The following is an 18,144-nucleotide window of genomic DNA, read 5'->3' as shown; positions in this document are numbered from 1 at the left end:
GGGTGCCGGCTGTGCCGCTATGGGTTAAGGTGCGTGAGGTAATGGTTCCCGCCGCGGAGTTTCCCGCCTTGCGCGAGGATGCGGATGTGCTGGTCGCCTTCCGCATCCTGCACGAGCACTATCACTCCAAGGGAAGGGAGGGCGGCTGGGAGGGCTTCCAGTCGGCGCTGGTGTACGACCGCCGCGGCAAGGCGGTGGGCATCCTCACCCTGCGCGGCCTGCTCAGGGCCTTGGAGCTTCAGGACCTCTTGGAGACCCTCTTGAAGAGCGACCCGGCGGCCCTTTTTTTCCTGCCGGGCTGCTGGCAGAGGCAATATATTCCCGTCAAGGAGGTCATGAGGCCCCTGGGGGTGGCCTATGTCTCCGAGGAGGCGGCGCTGTGGGAGGCGGCGCTGGTGATGCTCAAAAAGAGGGTGAACTCCGTTCCCGTACTGGCCGGAGGAGAACTCCGCGGCGTGGTGCGCACGGTAGATATATTCTGGCTGATCGGCGAGATCCTGGAGGACATGGTTAAATAATACGCGCCATGGGATTATCTTCTTATGGACTTGTTACGGGCAGATGTTTTATAATTATAGAAAAATTTTTTCTTTTCCCGCGTGGCTTGTTTGTGCTGGTGTGAACTTCGGGGGGAAGGTGAGGGGTAGTGCAGAGAAAGCTGGCCATGGGCGTTATTGCCCGCTGGGTGCCCATTAACCTTTTGGCCATCGGCTTTGTCCTCCTGTGGGACCCCAAGGCCTGGAAGCTGGTAGTGGCCATCCTGTGCGTAAATGCGGTGGCCGCTTTTTTAGTTAACGACTACTTAACCAAGCAGAAGATTATTAACCTGAAATTGGATAAGCATCCCCTCGACTTCACCCTGCAGATTGCCACCCAGACGCTGCCTTACCTGCGCCGGGGTCTGAACGAGGATACGGCAGAAAAGACGGCGGAGATCATTAAGAACATCAGCGACGTGTGCGCGGTGGCCATCACCGACCAGGAAAAGGTGCTGGCCTACACGGGCGCGGGTGCCGACCACCACCTGCCCGGGCGGCCCATCCTCACCGATGCCACCAGGGAGGTCCTGCGCACCGGCCAGCTCAAGCTGGTGAGGAGCGGGCGCGACCTCCACTGCCCCGTTCCCCAGTGCCCCCTGGAGTCGGCGGTGATCGTCCCCCTGAAGTGCCGGGAGAAGGTGGTGGGGACCATCAAGCTGTACCGCACCCAGCCCGGAGAAGTCCCGCCCAACGTGGTAAAGCTGGCGGAAGGCCTGGCGCAGCTGCTGGGGATGCAAATGGAGCTGGCGGAGCTGGACCGGCAGGTGCAGCTGCTCACCAAGGCGGAGCTGGACGCCCTGCAGGCCCAGATCAACCCCCACTTTCTTTTCAATACCTTAAACACCATCATCATGTTCATCCGCACCAACCCGGAAATGGCCCGCCGCCTGCTCGTCCGCCTGGCCAGCTTTTTCCGCCAGGCGTTAAGGCGCCACGGCCACTTCAACACCCTGCGGGAGGAAATCGAGTACCTGAACACCTACCTGATTTTAGAAAAGGCCCGCTTCCGGGAAAAGCTGCGCATTGTCAGGCACATAGACCGCAATCTTCTGGACTACCAGGTGCCGGTGCTCACCATCCAGCCCCTGGTGGAAAACGCCATCAGGCACGGCATCCTGCCCAAGACCGGCCAGGGCACGGTGGAGATCACCGTGGAAAGGCTGGAGGAAGATATGCTCATTGTGGTGCGGGATGACGGCGTGGGCATACCCCCGGAGAGGCTGCCCGAGATCCTGCGCCCGGGCGTAGGCTCGGGCAACGGCGTCGGCCTCAGCAACGTGCACGAGAGGCTGAAAGGGCTCTTTGGGGAAGAGTACGGGCTCTCCATCGTCAGCGCGCCCGGCGCCGGCACTTCGGTTTACGTGCGCATCCCGCTCCTGTGCAAGCTGGTGGATAAGGAGGGGAGCTTGGGTGAAGTTAAAAGCGCTCATCGTTGATGACGAGTACCCTGCCCGCCAGGAGCTGCGCTACGCGCTCAGCAGCTTTGACTGCATTGAGATCGTGGGGGAGGCCACCAATGCCCAGGAGGCGCTGACCCTTATAAAGGCGCTGGATTACCAGATCCTCTTTCTGGACATCTCCATGCCGGGGATGAACGGCCTGGACCTGGGGGCGGCCATCCAGGAACTGCCCAGGCAGCCGCAGGTAATCTTCGTGACGGCCTACGACGAGTACGCCGTGCGGGCCTTTGAGGTTAACGCCGTGGACTACCTCTTAAAACCCGTGGACCAGGCCCGGCTGAAGAAGGCCGTGGACAAGGTGCTCAGGAAGTTCCGGGAACTTCAAGCGGCGGAAATGGTGGCCGCCGAGGAAACCGCCGTGGGCGCGGCCCGCGAGGCGGATGTGCCGCTCAGGATCGACCGCATCCCCGCGGAAAAGTACGGCAAAACGGTGCTCGTGGCCGAGGGGGATATTGTTTATGCCTTTACGGAGCAGGACTACGTATACATCAAAACATACGCCGACAAGCTCTTCACCCGCTTTACCTTAAAGGAACTGGAGGCGCGCTTAAACCCCAACATCTTCTTCCGCACCCACCGCTGCTACATCGTAAATTTGCACAAAGTTAAGGAAATAGTGCCCTTCTTTAACGGCACCTACAACCTGGTGGTAGACGACCAGGAGAACAGCGAGGTGCCCGTCAGCCGGGCGCAGGCCAAAAAGCTGCGCCGCATCCTGGGTTTCTAAAGAGGGAAGTGCGTTTTTTGTGCCGGACCCCGTATAGAGGGGCCTTTTTTTGTTTAAAATGGTTTCTGGCAGGTGGTGTACGTTGCAGGTTGTCTGGGAAATGCTTAGCGACCAGAAGATCTGGAACCTCCTGGGCGACGTGCAGAGGAGGCTTGACGAGGACGTCATCCGCCTCATGCTCATTGAGCTTTTTAGCCGCGTAAAGGTGCTGGAAGAAGAAAATCTCTCTTTAAGGGTGCTGCTCATGGAGCAGGGGGTGGTGGACGAGGAGCTCTACAGCCTTACCCGCCGCGCAGTGAGGGGTTTTTTAAAGCAAAAGGACGACGAGAAGGCCCGGGAAAGCGAGTTCTTTGCCCGCTCGGGAATCCCCTTTCCCGAATGGGTCAACTTTAAGCTGCGCGGCACTTTTAACGGGGAGCCCCTGGAGGAATGAACTTCCGGGGGTAGAAGTATTTTTTAAAAACGTTGGGAAAGCAGGGCCGGCCTTGAGAGTGCTTGGTGTGGGGACCGACCTCGTGGCGGTGGCAAGGATAGAAAAGGCCGCTTGCCGCTTTGGGGAGCGTTTCCTGGAGCGGGTTTTCCTGCCCGGCGAGCGCCGTTACTGTGAGGCCCGCCGCGACCCTTACTCCTGCTATGCGGCACGCTTTGCGGCCAAGGAAGCGGTGCTGAAGGCCCTGGGCACGGGCCTGACCGGGGGGATTTGCTGGCGGGACGTGGAGGTGGTGCGGGAAAACGGCGCGCCCGGGGTGAGGCTGCGGGGCCGGGCAGCAGGCCTGGCCGCCGCAAGGGGGGTGGAAGGGGTGCTCCTCTCCCTCTCCCACGAGGGGCCCTTTGCGCTGGCCTTTGTGGTGCTCGTCGGACGCTAGCTAGTTGGGCGAGGTGTGCGGCGGTGCGGGTGGTTACAGCGGCAGAAATGCGCGGGCTGGACCGCGCGGCCATGGAAGATTACGGCATTCCGGGCCTCGTGCTCATGGAGAATGCCGGGCTGGCCGTGGTGCGGGTGGTGCGGGAGCTGCTGGGAGGTGGCGTGGCGGGGAAAAAGGTGGCCGTTCTCGCCGGCAAGGGCAACAACGGCGGCGACGGGCTGGTGGCGGCCCGCCACCTCTTTAACGCCGGAGCGGAGGTCCGGGTGTGGCTTTTGGCCAGGCCGGAGGAGATTGCCGGGGATGCGGCGGTAAACCTGCGTATCTGGCGGAAGATGGGCCGGGAAGTGCATCCCGTGGCAGGCCGGGAGGACCTGGAGGGCCTGCGCGCCTGGCTGGCGGGGGCCGACCTGGTGGTGGACGCCATTTTCGGCACGGGCTTTAAGGGAGCGGCCAGGGAGCCGGCGGCGGGGGTCATCGAGGCCGTTAATGCCGCGGGCAGGCCGGTGGTGGCCGTGGACGTACCTTCGGGCCTGGAGGCCGACACCGGGCAGGTGCTCGGGCCCTGCGTGCGGGCGTCCTGCACGGTGACCTTTGCCCTCCCCAAGGTGGGCCTAGTGCTGGAGCCCGGGCGGAGCTACGCCGGGCGCCTGCACGTGGCGGACATCTCCATCCCGGCCTTTCTCCTGGACCAGGGGCCGCCGGGGCGCTACTTAACTACCCGCGAAGTGGTGCGGCGGTGGCTGCCCCCGCGCCCGGCCTGGGCCCACAAAGGCTCCTGCGGACGCGTGCTGGTGGTGGCCGGCTCCCGCGGCATGTCCGGCGCAGCCTGCCTGGCCGCCCTGGGGGCCGCGAGGTCGGGGGCGGGGCTGGTAACCCTGGCCGTGCCCCGGAGCGTGCAGGAAGCAGCGGCGGCAAAGCTCACCGAGGTGATGACCGCCGGGCTTCCCGAGACGGCACAGGGTACCCTGGCCGGCGAGGCCCTGGAAAAAATCGCCGCCCTGCTCGATAAGGCGGACGTGCTGGCCCTCGGCCCGGGGCTCACCACCCACCCGGAAACGGCGGCCCTGGTCAGGGAACTCCTGGCCCGCGTGCAGGTGCCTTGCGTGGTGGATGCGGACGGCTTGAACGCCCTGCAGGGGTACCCCGGGATCTGGCGCCTGCTGGCGGCGCCTGCCGTTATCACCCCCCACGAGGGGGAAATGGCCCGCCTCCTGGGCACCGCGTCGGAGGACGTCCGCGCGCGGCGCCTGGCGGTGGCCGAGGAGGCCGCCGCGCACTTTAAGGTGGTGGTGCTGTTAAAGGGCCCGGCTACGCTGGTTTCTTCCCCTTCCGGCACCACCTACATCAACACCACCGGCAACCCCGGCATGGCCACCGGGGGTAGCGGCGACGTCCTCACCGGGGTAATTGCCGGGCTGATCGCGCAGGGGATGGACGTGTTTCTGGCGGCGGCGGCGGGGGCCTACCTGCACGGCCTGGCCGGGGACCTGGCAGCGGCAAAGAGGGGGAGGCGCGGCCTCCTGGCCGGCGACATCGCAGAGATGGTGCCGGCGGCCATCAGGCAGGTGGAGGAAGGCGGGGACTAGGGGGCTGCCTTTGCCCTGCCCGCCGCCTCCCTTTCCAGGATGACCTCCGTAAAGAGCCTGACCAGGTACGGGTCAAAGGCCTTCCCCGCCTCTTCCTGCAGCACCCGGCAGGCCTCAAGGGGAGTGCGGGCCTTCTTGTAGGGGCGCTCGGTGGTCATGGCGTCGTAGCTGTCCGCGATGCGCAGGATGCGGGCAAAGAGGGGGATTTCCTCGCCCTTTAAGCCGTCCGGGTACCCGGTGCCGTCGTAGTTTTCGTGATGGTGGCGGATGAGGGGCAGGAGGGAGGAGAAGGACGAAAGGGGCTTGATGAGGCTCTCACCCCACTCGGGGTGCTTTTTTATGACCTCCCACTCGCCGTTATCCAGCCTGCCGGGCTTGTTGAGCACGGTAAACGGCACTTCCACCTTGCCGATGTCGTGCAGGTACGCCCCGCACCTGAGGAGCTCCACCTCTGCGGGGGGAAGCCCCAGCTTCTGGGCCAGGGCGGCGGCGTAATCGCCCACCCGCTCGGAGTGGCCGTAGGTGTACCTGTCCCTGACGTTAATGAGGGCGAGGAGGATCTTCAGGGAGTTAAAGAGTTCCCTTTCCGAGCGGCTGAGCGCGCGGAACCTGTCCACCACCGAAAAGTAAAAATGCAGCCGGCGGCTGTACTTGGCCTGGTAAAGGGCGTGGTCGGCGGCCTCCACCAGTTCCTGGGCGCTGGAGCCGTCCTCCGGATAGCAGGCCAGGCCGAAGGAAGCGGTGAGGCGCCCCTGGGGGAGGTTATGTGCCCCCTCAAAAGAGTGAGAAGCAATCTTTTCCGCGAGGTATTCTCCGAAACTTTGCGCCTCTTGCCTGGTGGCGCCGGGCAGGACCACCACAAACTCCTCCCCGCCGTAGCGGGCGGCAAAGTAGGGCGCGGGCACCAGGCGGGAGAGAAGCTCTCCCAATTCGGCCAGGGCCCGGTCGCCCTTCTGGTGGCCCTGGGTGTCGTTGTAAAACTTGAAGTGATCCAGGTCCAGGAGGAGGAGGGAGAGGGGCGTATTGTTTTTTTCTGCTTCTTCCAAGAGGTCCCGCAGCCTTTCCTGGAAGCAGCGGTGGTTGTACAGGCCCGTGAGGCCGTCGGTGTCGGCCAGGTGGGCGAGCGTGTTGCGCGTCTCCGCCTCGATGTCGGAGAGCCCGCCGATAAACCAGCTAAGGAGCACGATCACGCCGGCGTTGACCAGGTCCAGCTGGAAGGTCTGGGCCGCGAAGTGCCGCAGGAAAGGAATGAAGTTGCTGGCCAGCAAGGCCAGGCCGGCGAGGGAGCCCACCAATATCCCTACCCGCTTTCCCCAGGTGGTGGCGGCAATGATCACGGGGGTCAGGAGCAGGGGGGTCAGAGGGGGTAGCTTTAAGGTGAGGGGCAAGATGAAGAGAAAGAGAATGCAGACGATGAGGGTTTGGATGTAACGTATTTCTTTACCTTCCTTGTTGTTGATTTTTTGAATGAGATAGGCAATGGTTAACAGTAAGAAAAGAACCAGGGCTAACTGGGCATAGTAAGGAAGGCCTTGGTATATGTAATGGTCTTTAAGGAAAACGCTATAGCCATACAGAGGTATTAGAATGGGAATTGAGAGTAGAAAAAGCAAAAGCCCAGCTATTTGTGTGCATATGGTAATTTCAAAAATATCTTTTGATCTTTTTGCTTGCCATTTATTCATTTAGGTTATCCCTCAATTTGAAACATTTACCCGCTAGCAAATCTTTAAGGAGAGGAAAGGCCCTCTCCTTAAAGAACCTTTTGCCTATCAGACTGTAAAAGCTTTCTTGGACTCTTTAACGGAGTGCCCGGGGAACCTTAGGCTGGTAAACAAAACCAACGCACAGAGGCTGGACGGTGGTGCTGGCCACAAAGACCAGCAGGCTGAAGATGGAGCCCAGCAGGCCGAGGTACAGCTTCTTCACCCCTCTTCACCTCCCCTGGCGATAATGCTTAAGGTTTTATCCAATCCGGCCACGAACCGGTGGCCAGCTGCCGTGAGGGTAAAAACCTGCCAGAGCAGCCCTGCGGTTACGGCCAGGACGAGGGAGCGCGGGACGGGGGTGAAGCGGAGCAGGGCCACCTGCAGGATGATCGCACCGGCGGCCACTGCCGTGCTGGCGCGGCGGAAAAAGGCGCGGGCCGCTTCTGAAGTGAGGGGCTTGGCCGGCGATTCCACCGGGGCCAGGCGCCAGCAGAGCCAGGTGGCCAGGCCCCCGCCGCCCAGCACAGCCGGGTATAGTGCTTTGGCCCCGAGAAGGAGGCTTCCCGCCGCGGCCAGCTTGCCCATGGCGGGGGCCAGGAGGGCGCTGGTGAGCGTGCAGCGCACCGGGGAAGTGCAGTGAGCGCCGCCGGAAAAGGAGCGCAGCACAAAGACGGTAAAAAGCACCGCCAGAGCTTCGCCCATGCATCCCAAGAGCCAGCCCAGGAAGGCCACGGCGGCCACCGAGGCGGCGGTGAGGAAGATGACCAGCAAGGCGTAGGCGGCAACCTCTTCCTGCTCTGCCGTCAGGTCAAGGTTCTGGCGTAGGAAGGCAGCTATGCGCCGCGAAGGACCCCACAACTGCTTATCACCTGCCGGCCTGTTCCTTTGCCTTGCGGTTGTAGTAGTCCTTAACCAGGGCCAGGATGAGGAGCGTCACCTCGTAGGGCAGGCTGAAGAGTCCCCTTAAGACGGGGCTCTTCACGATCTCCTCGTAGGCAAGGCCGCTCAGTTTCTGCAGGGGTATGAAGTAGAGAAGTTCCAGCCCCAGGACAATTAGCATACAAAGGATGACTGCCCAGAAAGCCCTGCTGATCCTCACCCCCGTGACCATGCGCACGTAAAAGGCCAGGGAAATGGTCAGGATGACCGTGTGCATGCCGAAGGCAATGGGCAGGAGGCGCACGGCGTTGGTGACGGTTTGCAGGAGGGCGACCAGGGCTATTTTCCGGCCCTCCAGCGGCAGGCGCAGGAAGGCAAAGACGGCCATGGCCATGACAAGGCTTTCGGGAAGATCCTGAAAGGGCACCCCCCGCAGGAAATCAAGCAGCGTCTCGTTAAACATCTGTCTCTCTCCATTGGTTGCCGTGATGTGCTTTGGTATGCAAATTTTATTCGCCGGGAGGTGGCAATTTCCTGCTACCGCCGGTAAAAATTCCTGCTAGCTTTTTAAAAAATTGTCGCAGGATTAAGGGGCTGGGAGGATTTTCCCGCCGGCGCCGGAGTTCCGCCAGCCCCCGGGCTAGGGGCCTCGGCTTAAAGCCGAAGTGTTTTTCCACCGCGTCGGGATCCGTAGTGTTATCCACTTCCATTTGCTTTAGCTCCACGGCGGTCACCGGGGGATCCGGGAGGAGCCGTTCCAGGAGCGGCACGGCAAGGCGCACGAGGAACAGGGGGATGGGGAGCTTGAGGCGGGTGATGCCGTTGGCGGCCAGCCAGGCATCCAGCATTTGGCCGTAGGTGAGGTGCTCCGGGCCGCCGAGCTCGTAAATCTTCCCGGCGGAGGACGGGTCCTTTAAGGCCAGCACCACGCAGCGCGCCAGGTCTTCTGCCGCCAGCGGCTGGAAGCGGGTGCGGGAGAGGATGGCCGGGGCAAGGGGAGGAGGGCAGAATTTCAGCGACTGCGCCAGGCGGTCAAAGAAGCCGAAGCCCCGCCCGTAGAGCACGGAGGGGCGGAAGATGGTCCAGTCCAGGCCGCTACCTCGCACGGCCTCTTCCCCCAACCACTTGGAGTGGGCGTAGCGGAAGGCCGGGTCGGGGGTGGCTCCCAGGGCGCTCATGTGGATGAACCGCCGGCAGCCGGCGGCCTTGGCGGCCTCCACCACGTTACGGGTCCCTTCCACGTTGACCATCTCAAAGGTAAGCCCTTCTTTTTCCCTGATGATGGCCACCAGGTGGATGACGGCTGCCGCCCCGCGGCAGGCCCCGGCCAGGGATGCCGGGTCGCACACGTCTCCCCGCACCAGCTCCGGCCCGCTGCCCAGCAGGGAGCGGGCCCTTTCCTCGTCCCTGACGAGGCAGCGCACGCGGAAGCCCGCTTCCAGCAGGGCGGGGACGAGGTGGCGGCCCACCAGCCCGGTGGCCCCGGTAACCAGCACCATGTGCGGCTCCCCCCTCTTTTAATCCCTGCCATGGTGATTTGACCGTGCCTCATCATGCCTGCCCCTGCAGGTTGCTTCCCCAGCTCTGGTAGACGCTTTCCACCTCCCGCAGCTTTCTGGTGAGGCGCGCCAGCTCTGCGAGGTGGGAAAAGCTCTGGCAGGCGGTGGCCGCAGCTTGCTGTGAGAAGGCGGCCACGGCTTCTGCCGCCTGCGTGATGGTTCGGGCAGAGGAGGCCTGTTCCTGGGCGCGGCGGTTTATTTCTTCAATGGCCGAGCGGCAGCGGGAGACGGCTGCGTTTATAGCCTCAAGCAATTCCCCTGCCTGTTTCACCAGGTCTGCGCCCCGCCTTACGGCTTCTTCTGCCCGGGAGGTTCCTGCAGCTATTTCCGCCAGAAGCTCGCCTATCTGCTGCCCTGAGTGCGCGGAGTTTTGGGCCAGCTTGCCTATCTGCTGGGCCACCACGGCAAAGCCCCGCCCTCCTCCCTTGGCGCGCGCGGCCTCAATGGAGGCGTTTAAGGCCAGGAGGCCCGTCTGCCTGGCCACGTGTGCCGTCACCTGTACGGTGCGGGTTACCGTGCCCGCCCTTTCCTTCAGGCCGGCCATTTTGGCCGTGAGCCCGTCCATCTGCCGGGCGAAGCGCCCGATGGTCCCGGCCCCTTTTTCTGCCGCCTCAAAGGTTAAGGAGACCACCTCCAGCACCTCACTTGTTTTTGCGGACACGCCGGCAAACTGGGCGGCCATGACTTCCATCTCCTTGAGCAGGCCGCCTACCTGCTCGGCCTGGGCCTGGCTGGAGGCGGTAACCTGTTCCATGCCCGAGTTTACCTGGGCGGCTCCTTCTTCCAGGGCGCGCATGTTGAAGTGTATCTGGGAGATGTGTTTGTTGTAGCCCTTGAGCATTTTGGAGATGTTTTCCATAATTTGCCCCAGCTCATCCCGGCGGGCATAGCGGAAGGTGCGGTAGCGCAGGTCGCCCCGGGCAATGGCCTCCATGGCTCCGGCGGCCTCCGCGAGGGCTGTGGCGCGCGGCCCCAGGAAAAGCCAGAACCCCCCACCTGTAATGAGCCCGCCTGCCAGGGCGGCAAGGATGAAAGCCAGGGGGTGCCATTTCCACGCCAGGCAGAGGGCGGGGAGGGCGGACGCCATGAAGGAGAGGAGCGCGGCCAGCCTGTACAGCGAGGGAAACACCTACCTCCCCCCTTTCGCCAGGCAGAAGATGTCCACCACCTGGCGGAACTTCGCCGCCAGGCCGGTGATCTGGTGGGTGGTGGCGGCTACCTCCTGGGAAGTGGCCGAAGTCTGCTCGGCGGCGGCGGCCAGGGCGTGCACCCGTTCGGTGATGCTGGCGGTGAGCTGATTCTGGCGGGCAAAGGTTTCCGCCAGGGCCTGCACCGAAGGGGCCATCTGTTCCACATAGTTTTTAATTTGCCGGAAGGTTTCCAGGGTCTCGCCGCCTGCTTCCACGCCCTCTTTAATGGCCTGCAGGGTTTCTTTTGACTCTTCCTCCATTTCCCTGACGAGCTGGCTTATCTCCCTGGCCGCCTGGGCGGACTTTTCGGCCAGGGCGCGCACTTCTTCGGCTACCACGGCAAAGCCCCTGCCTTCCCTGCCCGCCCGTGAGGCTTCGATGGCCGCGTTTAAGGCCAGCAGGTTGGTTTCTTCGGCTATGCGGCCCATGGCCACGGTAATCTCGCCGATCTTGCCGGCGCCCCTTTCCAGGGCGCCCATGGCCCGGTCGATCTCCTCCATGCTCGCGGCCACTTCCCCAATGAGCCGGCTGCCCTCCCCGGTGAGCCGGCTGGTTTTCCGGGCCAGTTCCAGGGCTTCTTCGGCAAGGGCGGCGGCAGAAAGGGTGCTTTCCGCCAGTTCCCTCACCCTGTTGTACATCTCCTGGATGCGGGCCGCCTCTTCCTGGCTGGCGGCGCTTACCCGTCCGGTGGCCTCGTTAATGGGCCCTCCCAGGGCAAAAAGCCCCTCGGTGATGCCGGCCACGTGCTCCAGGTACCGGCAGAGCTGCCTTTCCAGTTCCGCCATGCTTCTCTTCATGTGCCCCGCCTCCCCCCACCCCCCGGGTCTTATGCCGGAGACCACGTTGCCTTTCAGGTAACCGGCGGTGGCGGCGAGGATCTCCTGCAGGTCTTTTTGCAGAGGGCGCAAGACGAGGCAGAGCACGGCGGCGGTGAGCGCCCAGGCGGCGGCTGCGGTTGCCACCAGGGCAGCCGGTGGATGGGAACCGGCCGCTGCCCGGGAGGCGGCCAGGAGAGCCGCCGGGATAACTCCGCAGAGAAAACCCGCCAGGAAAATACGCCGGCGAATGAGCATGGACATCTCCCCCCGTACGCGTCTATGCGGGCATTTCCAGGCCGCCCTGCGGGCAGTAGGGCAGGTGGCAGAGGACGAGTTTCCCTGCCGGCCCTTCGGCAATGGAAAACCAGGCGGCCTTTTGCTCATGCCATGCCGCGGGCAGCTTTACGCAAAGCTGGCGGAGATCCGGCGGCGGGCTTGAGGCACCGTCCCAGAAGCACTGCGGCAGCACATCCATCAGCCGCGCGGGGTAAGGCCAGAGGCCGACCAGGGGCTGCCGTGAATAGCGCACTTCCCGCGGGGAAGGGCCGGAAAGGATGCAGGCCAGGAAAACCTCCCGGAGGTTGGTGGGCCCGGGCCGGTGCGCCCTTAACTCTTCCTCCAGGGCTGCCGCCAGGCCGGTTAAGCGCGACTTGCCGCCGTGCCAGGGAAGTGCCCGGTTACCCCTCCCGCCTTCCGGCAGGTGGAGCACGAGGTGGCCGCCGTCCCAGAGGGGGAAACAGCGGCGTACCAGTACCGCGGCGCCGGCTTCTCCGGTGTGCACCGCATCGCACGCCGGAAGGCACGCGGCATCCAGGGTGCCGTCGGTTACCAGCACCCAGGGGGTCTTTCTTTGCGCCAGCGTACAGAGGTGCATTTCCCGCCGCAGGCGGTCCCGGTGGTTAAAGAGGGAGTGGTGGACGAAGAGGTGCTCCGGCGGGAGGAAGGCGCGCAGCTCGCGGGCCAACCTTGCGGCTGAGGGGGCGTCCGGGGCAAAGACCACCTGCCGGGGAAGGCGGGGAAAGCGCTCCACAACCGCCTGCGTGAGGTGCCCGCAGGATAGTGCCGGCTCAAAGCGGGGCTCCCTGAAGCCGCCTCCTTCCTCCACGACCTCGTAGCCCGCTTCTTCTAAAAAGGCCTTCAGGGAGGGGGCGAGCAGCCCCTCCACGATTATGTGGGGGATGTGCAGCCGGCGGAGCAACTCCAGGGCGTCTAGGGTATAGCCCAGGGCCGGGCTTCCCGGGGCAGGGAGCCCGTCGACGACCACCACTGACTTTAAAAGGTTTCCCAGGGCGTAGTCGGCGTAGCGGAAGCCGTGGACCAGGGAAAAAACCAGGTGGTCGAGGGTAGCTACGGTGACCGGTGCGGAAAAGATGTGCGCCCTCAGGCCGGCGTCCTTGTTATTCCTGCTGCCGTTTTCCGGGGGAAGGCCCCAGGCGTAGGGATCGGCGGCAAAGTAGCTGGGGGCGTGTACCATTTCCACCTCTAGGGGCTCGAGCAGCCGGGAAAGCCCGGTGTAAACAAGACCCGAAGCGTGCTGCGCGGGAGTAATCCAGACCAGCTTTTCCCGCCGCGTCCGGCGGGAAAGGTCCAGGGCCCGGGCCAGGGCCGCCTCCAGCCTCTGCCTCCCGGGAGGCAGGAGAAGCAGGGCGTACCTGTGCCGGCCCCCGGGGCCCGCCCCGGGCGTGCCGTGCCGGCGGGGAAGGGTGCCGGGGGAAGAACCTGCGCCTTTCCCCTGGGCCGGCAGGACGGGGCCGTAAACGCCTTCCTCCAAGTCCGCTTCCAGAAAGGCCCGGCTGGCCTGGCTGTCGCAGTATTTCAGGAGGGTTGCCGCCAGGCAGTATACCGCTTTTAAGCGGGCGGGCGGCCAGCCTGCCCTTACCTCCCGGTGCAGCCTGGTGACCTCTTTGCGTAGCTCTTCCCGGAGGTCCCGCTGCGGGAGGCCCTGCGGCGGTAAGAGGGGGTGGGCGCACAGGGGGAAAATTTCCCGGAAGTGCCTCTCGTAGAAGAGCGGGTAGAGGCTCAGGAACTCCTTTATCTCTTCAATCATATAACTAACCCGGGGCAGGGGATCGAATGTGTAGTACAGCTCGTCAAAGGGCTGCGTGTGGTGGGTGAGCACTAAAACCCTGACCAGGAGGTTTTGCTCCGGGGGTAGATCCGTGTGCACCAGGGGCAAGCTAAAGAAGGTGTGGGAGAGTTCCCGGCCCAGCTCTTCTTTTACCAGGCGGTCCTGGAACTCCCGGGTGGCCTTGCCGAGATCGTGCAGGAAAAGGGCCAGGAAGAGAACCTGGCAGAATTCCCGGAAAGAAAGATCCTGCTCCCGGACCAGGCCTGCCACCGTTTCCCGGTGCTCCCGGAGGTAGGCCGCCAGGGCATGGAGGGCATCTTCGGTATGGCCTGCCAGGGTCTGGAAGATGTGCTTGCCCGGTCGTTTTTTGGCCAGGATGGGACGGCTCATGATGGCCGGAGGCTCCCCCAATTGCAAAAAAATTTGTACTTCTTCATATCATACTCCACGGTGCGGGGAATGGCAAGAACGGTGTAAGGGAGAGGAGGAGGGATGGGGCAGCCGGGAGAAGAACAAGGTAGAAAAAAGCAGGTAAGGAGGAGGATGAAGCTTGGAACGCCTCTGGGCGCCCTGGCGCACGGTCTACATCGGTAAAGACCACGGCGGGGGCTGTTTTTTCTGCGAGAAGCTCGGCGCCGGCGAGGATGAAGCAAACCACGTGCTCTGGCGGGGAGAGAGGGTTTTTGTCCTGCTCAACATTTACCCCTATACCAACGGCCACCTGTTGATTGCCCCCAAGCGCCATGTGGGAGAGCTGGAGGACCTCACGGACGAGGAGATGCTGGAGCTGATGCAGGCCACCCGCAAGGCCGTGCGGCTGTTGCGGGCCGCCTTTCGCCCGGACGGCTTTAACATCGGCGTGAACCTGGGAAAAATCGCCGGGGCGGGCGTGCCCGGCCACTTCCACATCCACGTGGTGCCCCGCTGGGCCGGCGACACCAATTTCATGCCCGTGCTGGGGGACGTGAGGGTTATCTCCGAGGCCCTGGACACCACCTACCGCAAGCTAAAAGAAGCCCTGGCGGCCGAAAAATAAAATAAAGCCCCCGGCAAGGGGCGTTTTCGCTTTGCCGGGGGCTTGCCGGTGCGGTATTAAAGCGGGCGCAAGACCCGCTCGTCGATGTCCTTGAGGGTGGCGCAGCCGGTGAGGATCATGGCCTGCTTCAGCTCGCCGGTGTACTTTTCAATGATGAACTTGACGCCCTCCGCGCCGCCGCCAAAGGCGCCGATGACCAGGGGCCGCCCCACCAGCACCGCATCCGCCCCCAGGGCCAGCAGCTTGAGCACATCCACGCCCGAGCGCACCCCGCCGTCGGCCAGGATGGTTACGCGGCCCTTTACCGCCCTGGCGATTTCCGGCAGCACCTCGGCGGCGCCGGGGGTGTGGTCCAGGATGCGCCCGCCGTGGTTGGAGACGACGATGGCTGCCGCCCCCGCTTCCACCGCCAACAGGGCTTCGTCTACGGTCATGATGCCCTTGACGATGAAGGGGAGGCGGGTGGAGGCCACAAGCTCCTTCAGCTCCTCCGCCGTCTTGGGCCCTACGGGCTGGCCGAAGAGGGCCATGGTAACCAGACCGGCCCCGTCCACATCCACGCCCACGGCAGGGGCCCCGGCCTCCTCGGCACGGCGGATGCGCTCGATGATGGCCTTTTGCTCCCGGGGCTTGATGATGGGGATGCCGTGGCCGTCCTGCTCGGCAATGGCCTCCAGCCCGGAAGCATAGAATTGCGGGTCCCCGCCGTCCCCGCACATGCCTATGCTGCCGGCGGCGCGGGCGCCGGCCATGATCATGCCGATGAACTCCCGCTCCGTCAGGGCGCCGCCCATGTTGTAGGAGACGCCGGTCATGGGCGCCGCCAGGATGGGAGTGGAGAGCTTCTGGCCAAAGAGCGTCAGGCTGGTGTCCGGGTCTTTGGCTCCGTGGAGGGTGCGCAGGTTCAGGCGGTAGCGGGCCAGGGCTTCCACGTTGGCACGGAAAGAGGACCCCGTGCCCGTGCCGCCCATGCCCGGCACTTCCCCGGCGCAGGCCCTCCCGTCGCAGACGGGGCACACGCGGCAGTAACCTTTCAGCTTTTCGCGGGCCGCTTCCCGCAGCTCCTTGTAATTCACCGTTCCTCTAACCTCCTTGCAGCTAGACACCTGCTGATCAGACCTTATAATATTTAGCCTTCCCCACCGGCTTTTCCTCCTGGAAGATCAATTCAGGCGGTAAATTCCCGGGGCCAGCCCGGCTTCCGCCAGGAGGGGCCGGTAAAGGGAGGGCTTTATTTCCTTTACCCCCCTGCTCTTTAGCAGGGCCGTGCAGATGGCCTCCAGGACGTTGGCCCCAAACCAGCGCCCCTCCATTTCCGGAGCAAAGGTCACCAGCCAACGCACCCCTCTTTGGGCCAGCTCCTCCACGTCCTGCCGGGTGAGGGTGCTGGTAAAGACGGCTTTTCCCCCGAGATCTTGCGGGAGGTAGCGCCGCAGGAAGTGGAAGTCGCCGGCCAGGATGTCTGCTTGCCGGTACAGGGCCGCAAAGCGGGGGCGGCTCTTTTCCTGCCTCTTGCCGGTGGGGTAAAGGAGGGCAATGGGCAGGCGGCAGAAAAAGGGCAGGAAAACCCGTGCCACGGTAGCAAAGGAATCCAGGGAGGAAAAAACCAGGGGCAGGCCCAGGGCAAAGAGGGCGTCGCCAATCATGAGGCGGCAGCCCGCCCGGGCGAAAGCTTCGGCCAGCGGCCAGCGGTCCAGCGCGCTGGCCAGGAGCACCTTTTGCCCTTCCTGCGGCAGGCCGATCTCCTGCCGCGCCAGTTCCACCACGTGGGGCTCCCATGTCTCCTTGATGCCGCTGCCGTCCACCAGCGGCGTGTGCCGCACCGCACCGGCCAGCCGCAGGGCATCCTTAAAGGTGTAGCGCCTTGGCCCCGCAAAGAGGTAAAGGTCTATCCCCCCGAGGGAAATCGCGTCCACCCGACCGTCAAGCTCCCTCAGGAGCCTTGCCGCACGGCGCAAGCTGCCGTCCGTCCCCCGCCGCTCCACGAGGATTTTCCGGCCCAGGAGGACAATTTCCGCCCGGTGGTCGCGCGCGGTCGAACCAAGGCTCACGCTGACGACGTGGAGCACGGCCCCACCACCCCCGTTTCTCTCTTTCTTTTTGCGGGCTGCTTTTCCTGCCTGCGGGGAGGATTCCGCTTTACCGGCGGCAAATTCCCTTTTTAGGGAAGCTTGCTTTCTAAGGAGCTGACCTTATGCTGTACTACAGTACGAGAGGCATGTCCTTGCCGGTCAGCGCCGCCGGGGCCATTGCCGAGGGGATGGCCCCCGACGGCGGCCTGTACGTGCCCGAAAAGCTGGTGCCCGTCGGAAAGGAGGAGCTGGCCGCCCTTGCGGGGATGCCCTACGCCGCAAGGGCATCCTCCCTGCTCGCACTTTACCTCACCGGCTTTGCCCCCGGGGAAATTGCCGCTTGTGTGGATGAGGCGTACGGTGGGGGTAAGTTTGACCACCCCGCGGTGGCCCCGGTGAAAAAGCTTGCTCCCGGTCTCTACGTGCTGGAGCTGTGGCACGGCCCCACCTGCGCTTTCAAGGACATGGCCCTGCAGCTGCTCCCCCGCCTTCTTCCCCGGGCCCTGGCCAGGGCGGGAGGGGAAAGGGAGGTGCTGATCCTGGTGGCCACCTCCGGGGACACCGGCAAGGCGGCCCTGGAGGGGTTCCGGGACGTGGAGGGGACGCGCATCGTCGTCTTCTACCCGGCCCGGGGAGTAAGCGAGGTGCAGCGACTGCAGATGGTTACCCAGGAAGGGAAGAACGTGCACGTGGTGGCGGTGGAGGGAAACTTCGACCAGGCGCAGGGCGGGGTGAAGGAGATTTTTGCCGACCCGGAGGTGAAGGCCCTTGCCGCGCGCCTGGGCTGCCGCCTTTCCTCGGCCAACTCCATCAACTGGGGCCGCCTGGTGCCCCAGATTGTTTACTACTTTTCCGCCTACCTGGACCTCCTGAGGGAAGGCGAGATCCGCCCCGGCGAGGCGGTAAATTTTGTGGTACCTACGGGCAACTTCGGCAACATCCTGGCCGCCTACTATGCCCGGCAAATGGGCCTCCCGGTGCACCGGCTCATCTGTGCGGCCAACAAAAATAACGTCCTGACCCAGTTCATCCGCAGCGGCATTTACGACCGTCGCCGGGAGTTTTACCGCACCATTTCCCCCTCCATGGACATCCTCATCTCCAGCAACCTGGAGCGGCTGCTCTTCGAGGTGAGCGGGCGGGATGCCGCCCGGGTGCGTTCCTGGATGCAGGCGTTAAAGGAGTACGGCCACTACCGGGTGGAGGAAGGGGTGCTCCGGGAGATCCAGGCCGTTTTCTGGTCCGATTTTGCCGACGACGGGGCCACGCTGGAAACCATCCGCCGCGTTTACCGCGCGTACGGCTACCTCATGGACCCCCACACTGCCGTGGGCATGTACGTTTACGAGCGCTACGTGGAGGTCACGGGAGACACCCACAAGACCGTCCTGGCCTCCACCGCCAGCCCCTTTAAGTTTAACTCCAGCGTGGCCCTGGCCGTCATGGGAGAGGAGGCCGTGGCCGGCAGGGGGGAGCTGGAGCTCCTAGAACTTCTCAGTGCTTTCACCGGCTTGTCAATACCCGCGCCGCTTAGGGACCTGGCGCGAAGGCCCGTGCGCCACACCCTCACGGTAAGCCCGGCGGAGATGAAAAGGGCGGTGCTGGAGATCCTGCCGGCGGGCGGCAGGGGTTGAG

Annotated in this window: 18 protein-coding genes; 8 read left to right on the top strand and 10 right to left on the bottom strand. The window is 63.9% G+C overall.

Annotation, left to right across the window (positions count from 1 at the left end; genetic code table 11):
- The first annotated feature begins 11 nt into the window (after positions 1-11).
- The 6 genes from G454_RS0104055 to G454_RS0104030 all read left to right on the top strand — a co-directional run bounded on the left by G454_RS0104055 (position 12) and on the right by G454_RS0104030 (position 5,178).
- Positions 12-518 (top strand): CBS domain-containing protein, encoded by a 507-nt coding sequence (locus G454_RS0104055; RefSeq protein ID WP_027717572.1) that lies wholly within the window; start codon positions 12-14, stop codon positions 516-518.
- 128 nt (positions 519-646) lie between these two features.
- Positions 647-1,975, top strand: a complete 1,329-nt coding sequence (locus G454_RS0104050; RefSeq protein ID WP_027717571.1) for a histidine kinase — start codon at positions 647-649, stop codon at positions 1,973-1,975.
- The gene (locus G454_RS0104045) at positions 1,950-2,726 is read left to right on the top strand and encodes a LytR/AlgR family response regulator transcription factor (protein WP_027717570.1); all 777 of its coding nucleotides are present in this window, start codon (positions 1,950-1,952) and stop codon (positions 2,724-2,726) included. The genes G454_RS0104050 and G454_RS0104045 overlap by 26 nt, the downstream gene beginning before the upstream one ends.
- Positions 2,727-2,808: 82 nt before the next feature.
- On the top strand, positions 2,809-3,159 hold the full coding sequence (locus tag G454_RS0104040; RefSeq protein WP_027717569.1) for a hypothetical protein: 351 nt from the start codon (positions 2,809-2,811) through the stop codon (positions 3,157-3,159).
- Positions 3,160-3,217: 58 nt separating this feature from the next.
- Positions 3,218-3,592, top strand: coding sequence for a holo-ACP synthase (gene acpS / locus G454_RS0104035; RefSeq protein WP_051275869.1), 375 nt, complete (start codon positions 3,218-3,220; stop codon positions 3,590-3,592).
- Between the two features lie 23 nt (positions 3,593-3,615).
- A complete protein-coding gene (locus tag G454_RS0104030; protein WP_027717567.1) occupies positions 3,616-5,178 on the top strand; it encodes a bifunctional ADP-dependent NAD(P)H-hydrate dehydratase/NAD(P)H-hydrate epimerase in 1,563 nt (520 codons plus the stop codon).
- On the opposite strand, the gene G454_RS0104025 is transcribed toward G454_RS0104030, so the two are convergent.
- The 8 genes from G454_RS0104025 to G454_RS0103990 form a co-directional block, all read right to left on the bottom strand.
- A complete protein-coding gene (locus tag G454_RS0104025) occupies positions 5,175-6,791 on the bottom strand; it encodes a bifunctional diguanylate cyclase/phosphohydrolase (protein WP_051275851.1) in 1,617 nt (538 codons plus the stop codon). The genes G454_RS0104030 and G454_RS0104025 overlap by 4 nt on opposite strands.
- Positions 6,792-6,978: 187 nt before the next feature.
- A complete protein-coding gene (locus tag G454_RS20795; RefSeq protein ID WP_084413243.1) occupies positions 6,979-7,107 on the bottom strand; it encodes a cyclic lactone autoinducer peptide in 129 nt (42 codons plus the stop codon).
- Positions 7,104-7,745: an accessory gene regulator ArgB-like protein gene (locus tag G454_RS0104015; protein ID WP_027717565.1), complete on the bottom strand. Its 642-nt coding sequence runs from the start codon at positions 7,743-7,745 to the stop codon at positions 7,104-7,106. The genes G454_RS20795 and G454_RS0104015 overlap by 4 nt, the downstream gene beginning before the upstream one ends.
- A 7-nt stretch (positions 7,746-7,752) precedes the next feature.
- On the bottom strand, positions 7,753-8,229 hold the full coding sequence (locus tag G454_RS0104010) for a hypothetical protein (protein WP_027717564.1): 477 nt from the start codon (positions 8,227-8,229) through the stop codon (positions 7,753-7,755).
- 46 nt (positions 8,230-8,275) lie between these two features.
- On the bottom strand, positions 8,276-9,265 hold the full coding sequence (locus G454_RS17645) for a complex I NDUFA9 subunit family protein (RefSeq protein WP_084413241.1): 990 nt from the start codon (positions 9,263-9,265) through the stop codon (positions 8,276-8,278).
- A 52-nt stretch (positions 9,266-9,317) separates the two neighbouring features.
- Positions 9,318-10,454, bottom strand: coding sequence for a methyl-accepting chemotaxis protein (locus G454_RS0104000; protein WP_027717563.1), 1,137 nt, complete (start codon positions 10,452-10,454; stop codon positions 9,318-9,320).
- Positions 10,455-11,594 (bottom strand): methyl-accepting chemotaxis protein, encoded by a 1,140-nt coding sequence (locus G454_RS0103995; protein WP_169719305.1) that lies wholly within the window; start codon positions 11,592-11,594, stop codon positions 10,455-10,457.
- A gap of 16 nt (positions 11,595-11,610) precedes the next feature.
- Entirely contained in the window at positions 11,611-13,791 is a 2,181-nt protein-coding gene (locus tag G454_RS0103990; protein WP_035106844.1) for a CRISPR-associated endonuclease Cas3'', read from the bottom strand.
- A gap of 160 nt (positions 13,792-13,951) precedes the next feature.
- On the opposite strand from G454_RS0103990, the gene G454_RS0103985 reads away from it, so the two are divergent.
- Positions 13,952-14,437, top strand: coding sequence for an HIT family protein (locus tag G454_RS0103985; RefSeq protein ID WP_027717560.1), 486 nt, complete (start codon positions 13,952-13,954; stop codon positions 14,435-14,437).
- A 56-nt stretch (positions 14,438-14,493) separates the two neighbouring features.
- On the opposite strand, the gene G454_RS0103980 is transcribed toward G454_RS0103985, so the two are convergent.
- Both G454_RS0103980 and G454_RS0103975 read right to left on the bottom strand, forming a co-directional pair.
- Positions 14,494-15,513: an alpha-hydroxy-acid oxidizing protein gene (locus tag G454_RS0103980; RefSeq protein WP_027717559.1), complete on the bottom strand. Its 1,020-nt coding sequence runs from the start codon at positions 15,511-15,513 to the stop codon at positions 14,494-14,496.
- 87 nt (positions 15,514-15,600) lie between these two features.
- The gene (locus tag G454_RS0103975) at positions 15,601-16,506 is read right to left on the bottom strand and encodes a hypothetical protein (protein WP_027717558.1); all 906 of its coding nucleotides are present in this window, start codon (positions 16,504-16,506) and stop codon (positions 15,601-15,603) included.
- A gap of 125 nt (positions 16,507-16,631) precedes the next feature.
- Between G454_RS0103975 and thrC the strand changes: the two genes are divergently transcribed.
- Positions 16,632-18,143, top strand: coding sequence for a threonine synthase (thrC, locus tag G454_RS0103970; protein ID WP_027717557.1), 1,512 nt, complete (start codon positions 16,632-16,634; stop codon positions 18,141-18,143).
- The last annotated feature ends 1 nt before the right edge of the window (position 18,144 follow it).

It is taken from the genome of Desulfovirgula thermocuniculi DSM 16036, from assembly GCF_000429345.1.
In the GTDB taxonomy this organism is placed as follows: domain Bacteria; phylum Bacillota; class Desulfotomaculia; order Desulfotomaculales; family Desulfovirgulaceae; genus Desulfovirgula; species Desulfovirgula thermocuniculi.
The sequence above is the reverse complement of the archived record's forward strand: the minus strand, read 5'-3'. Positions and strand labels throughout refer to the sequence as shown.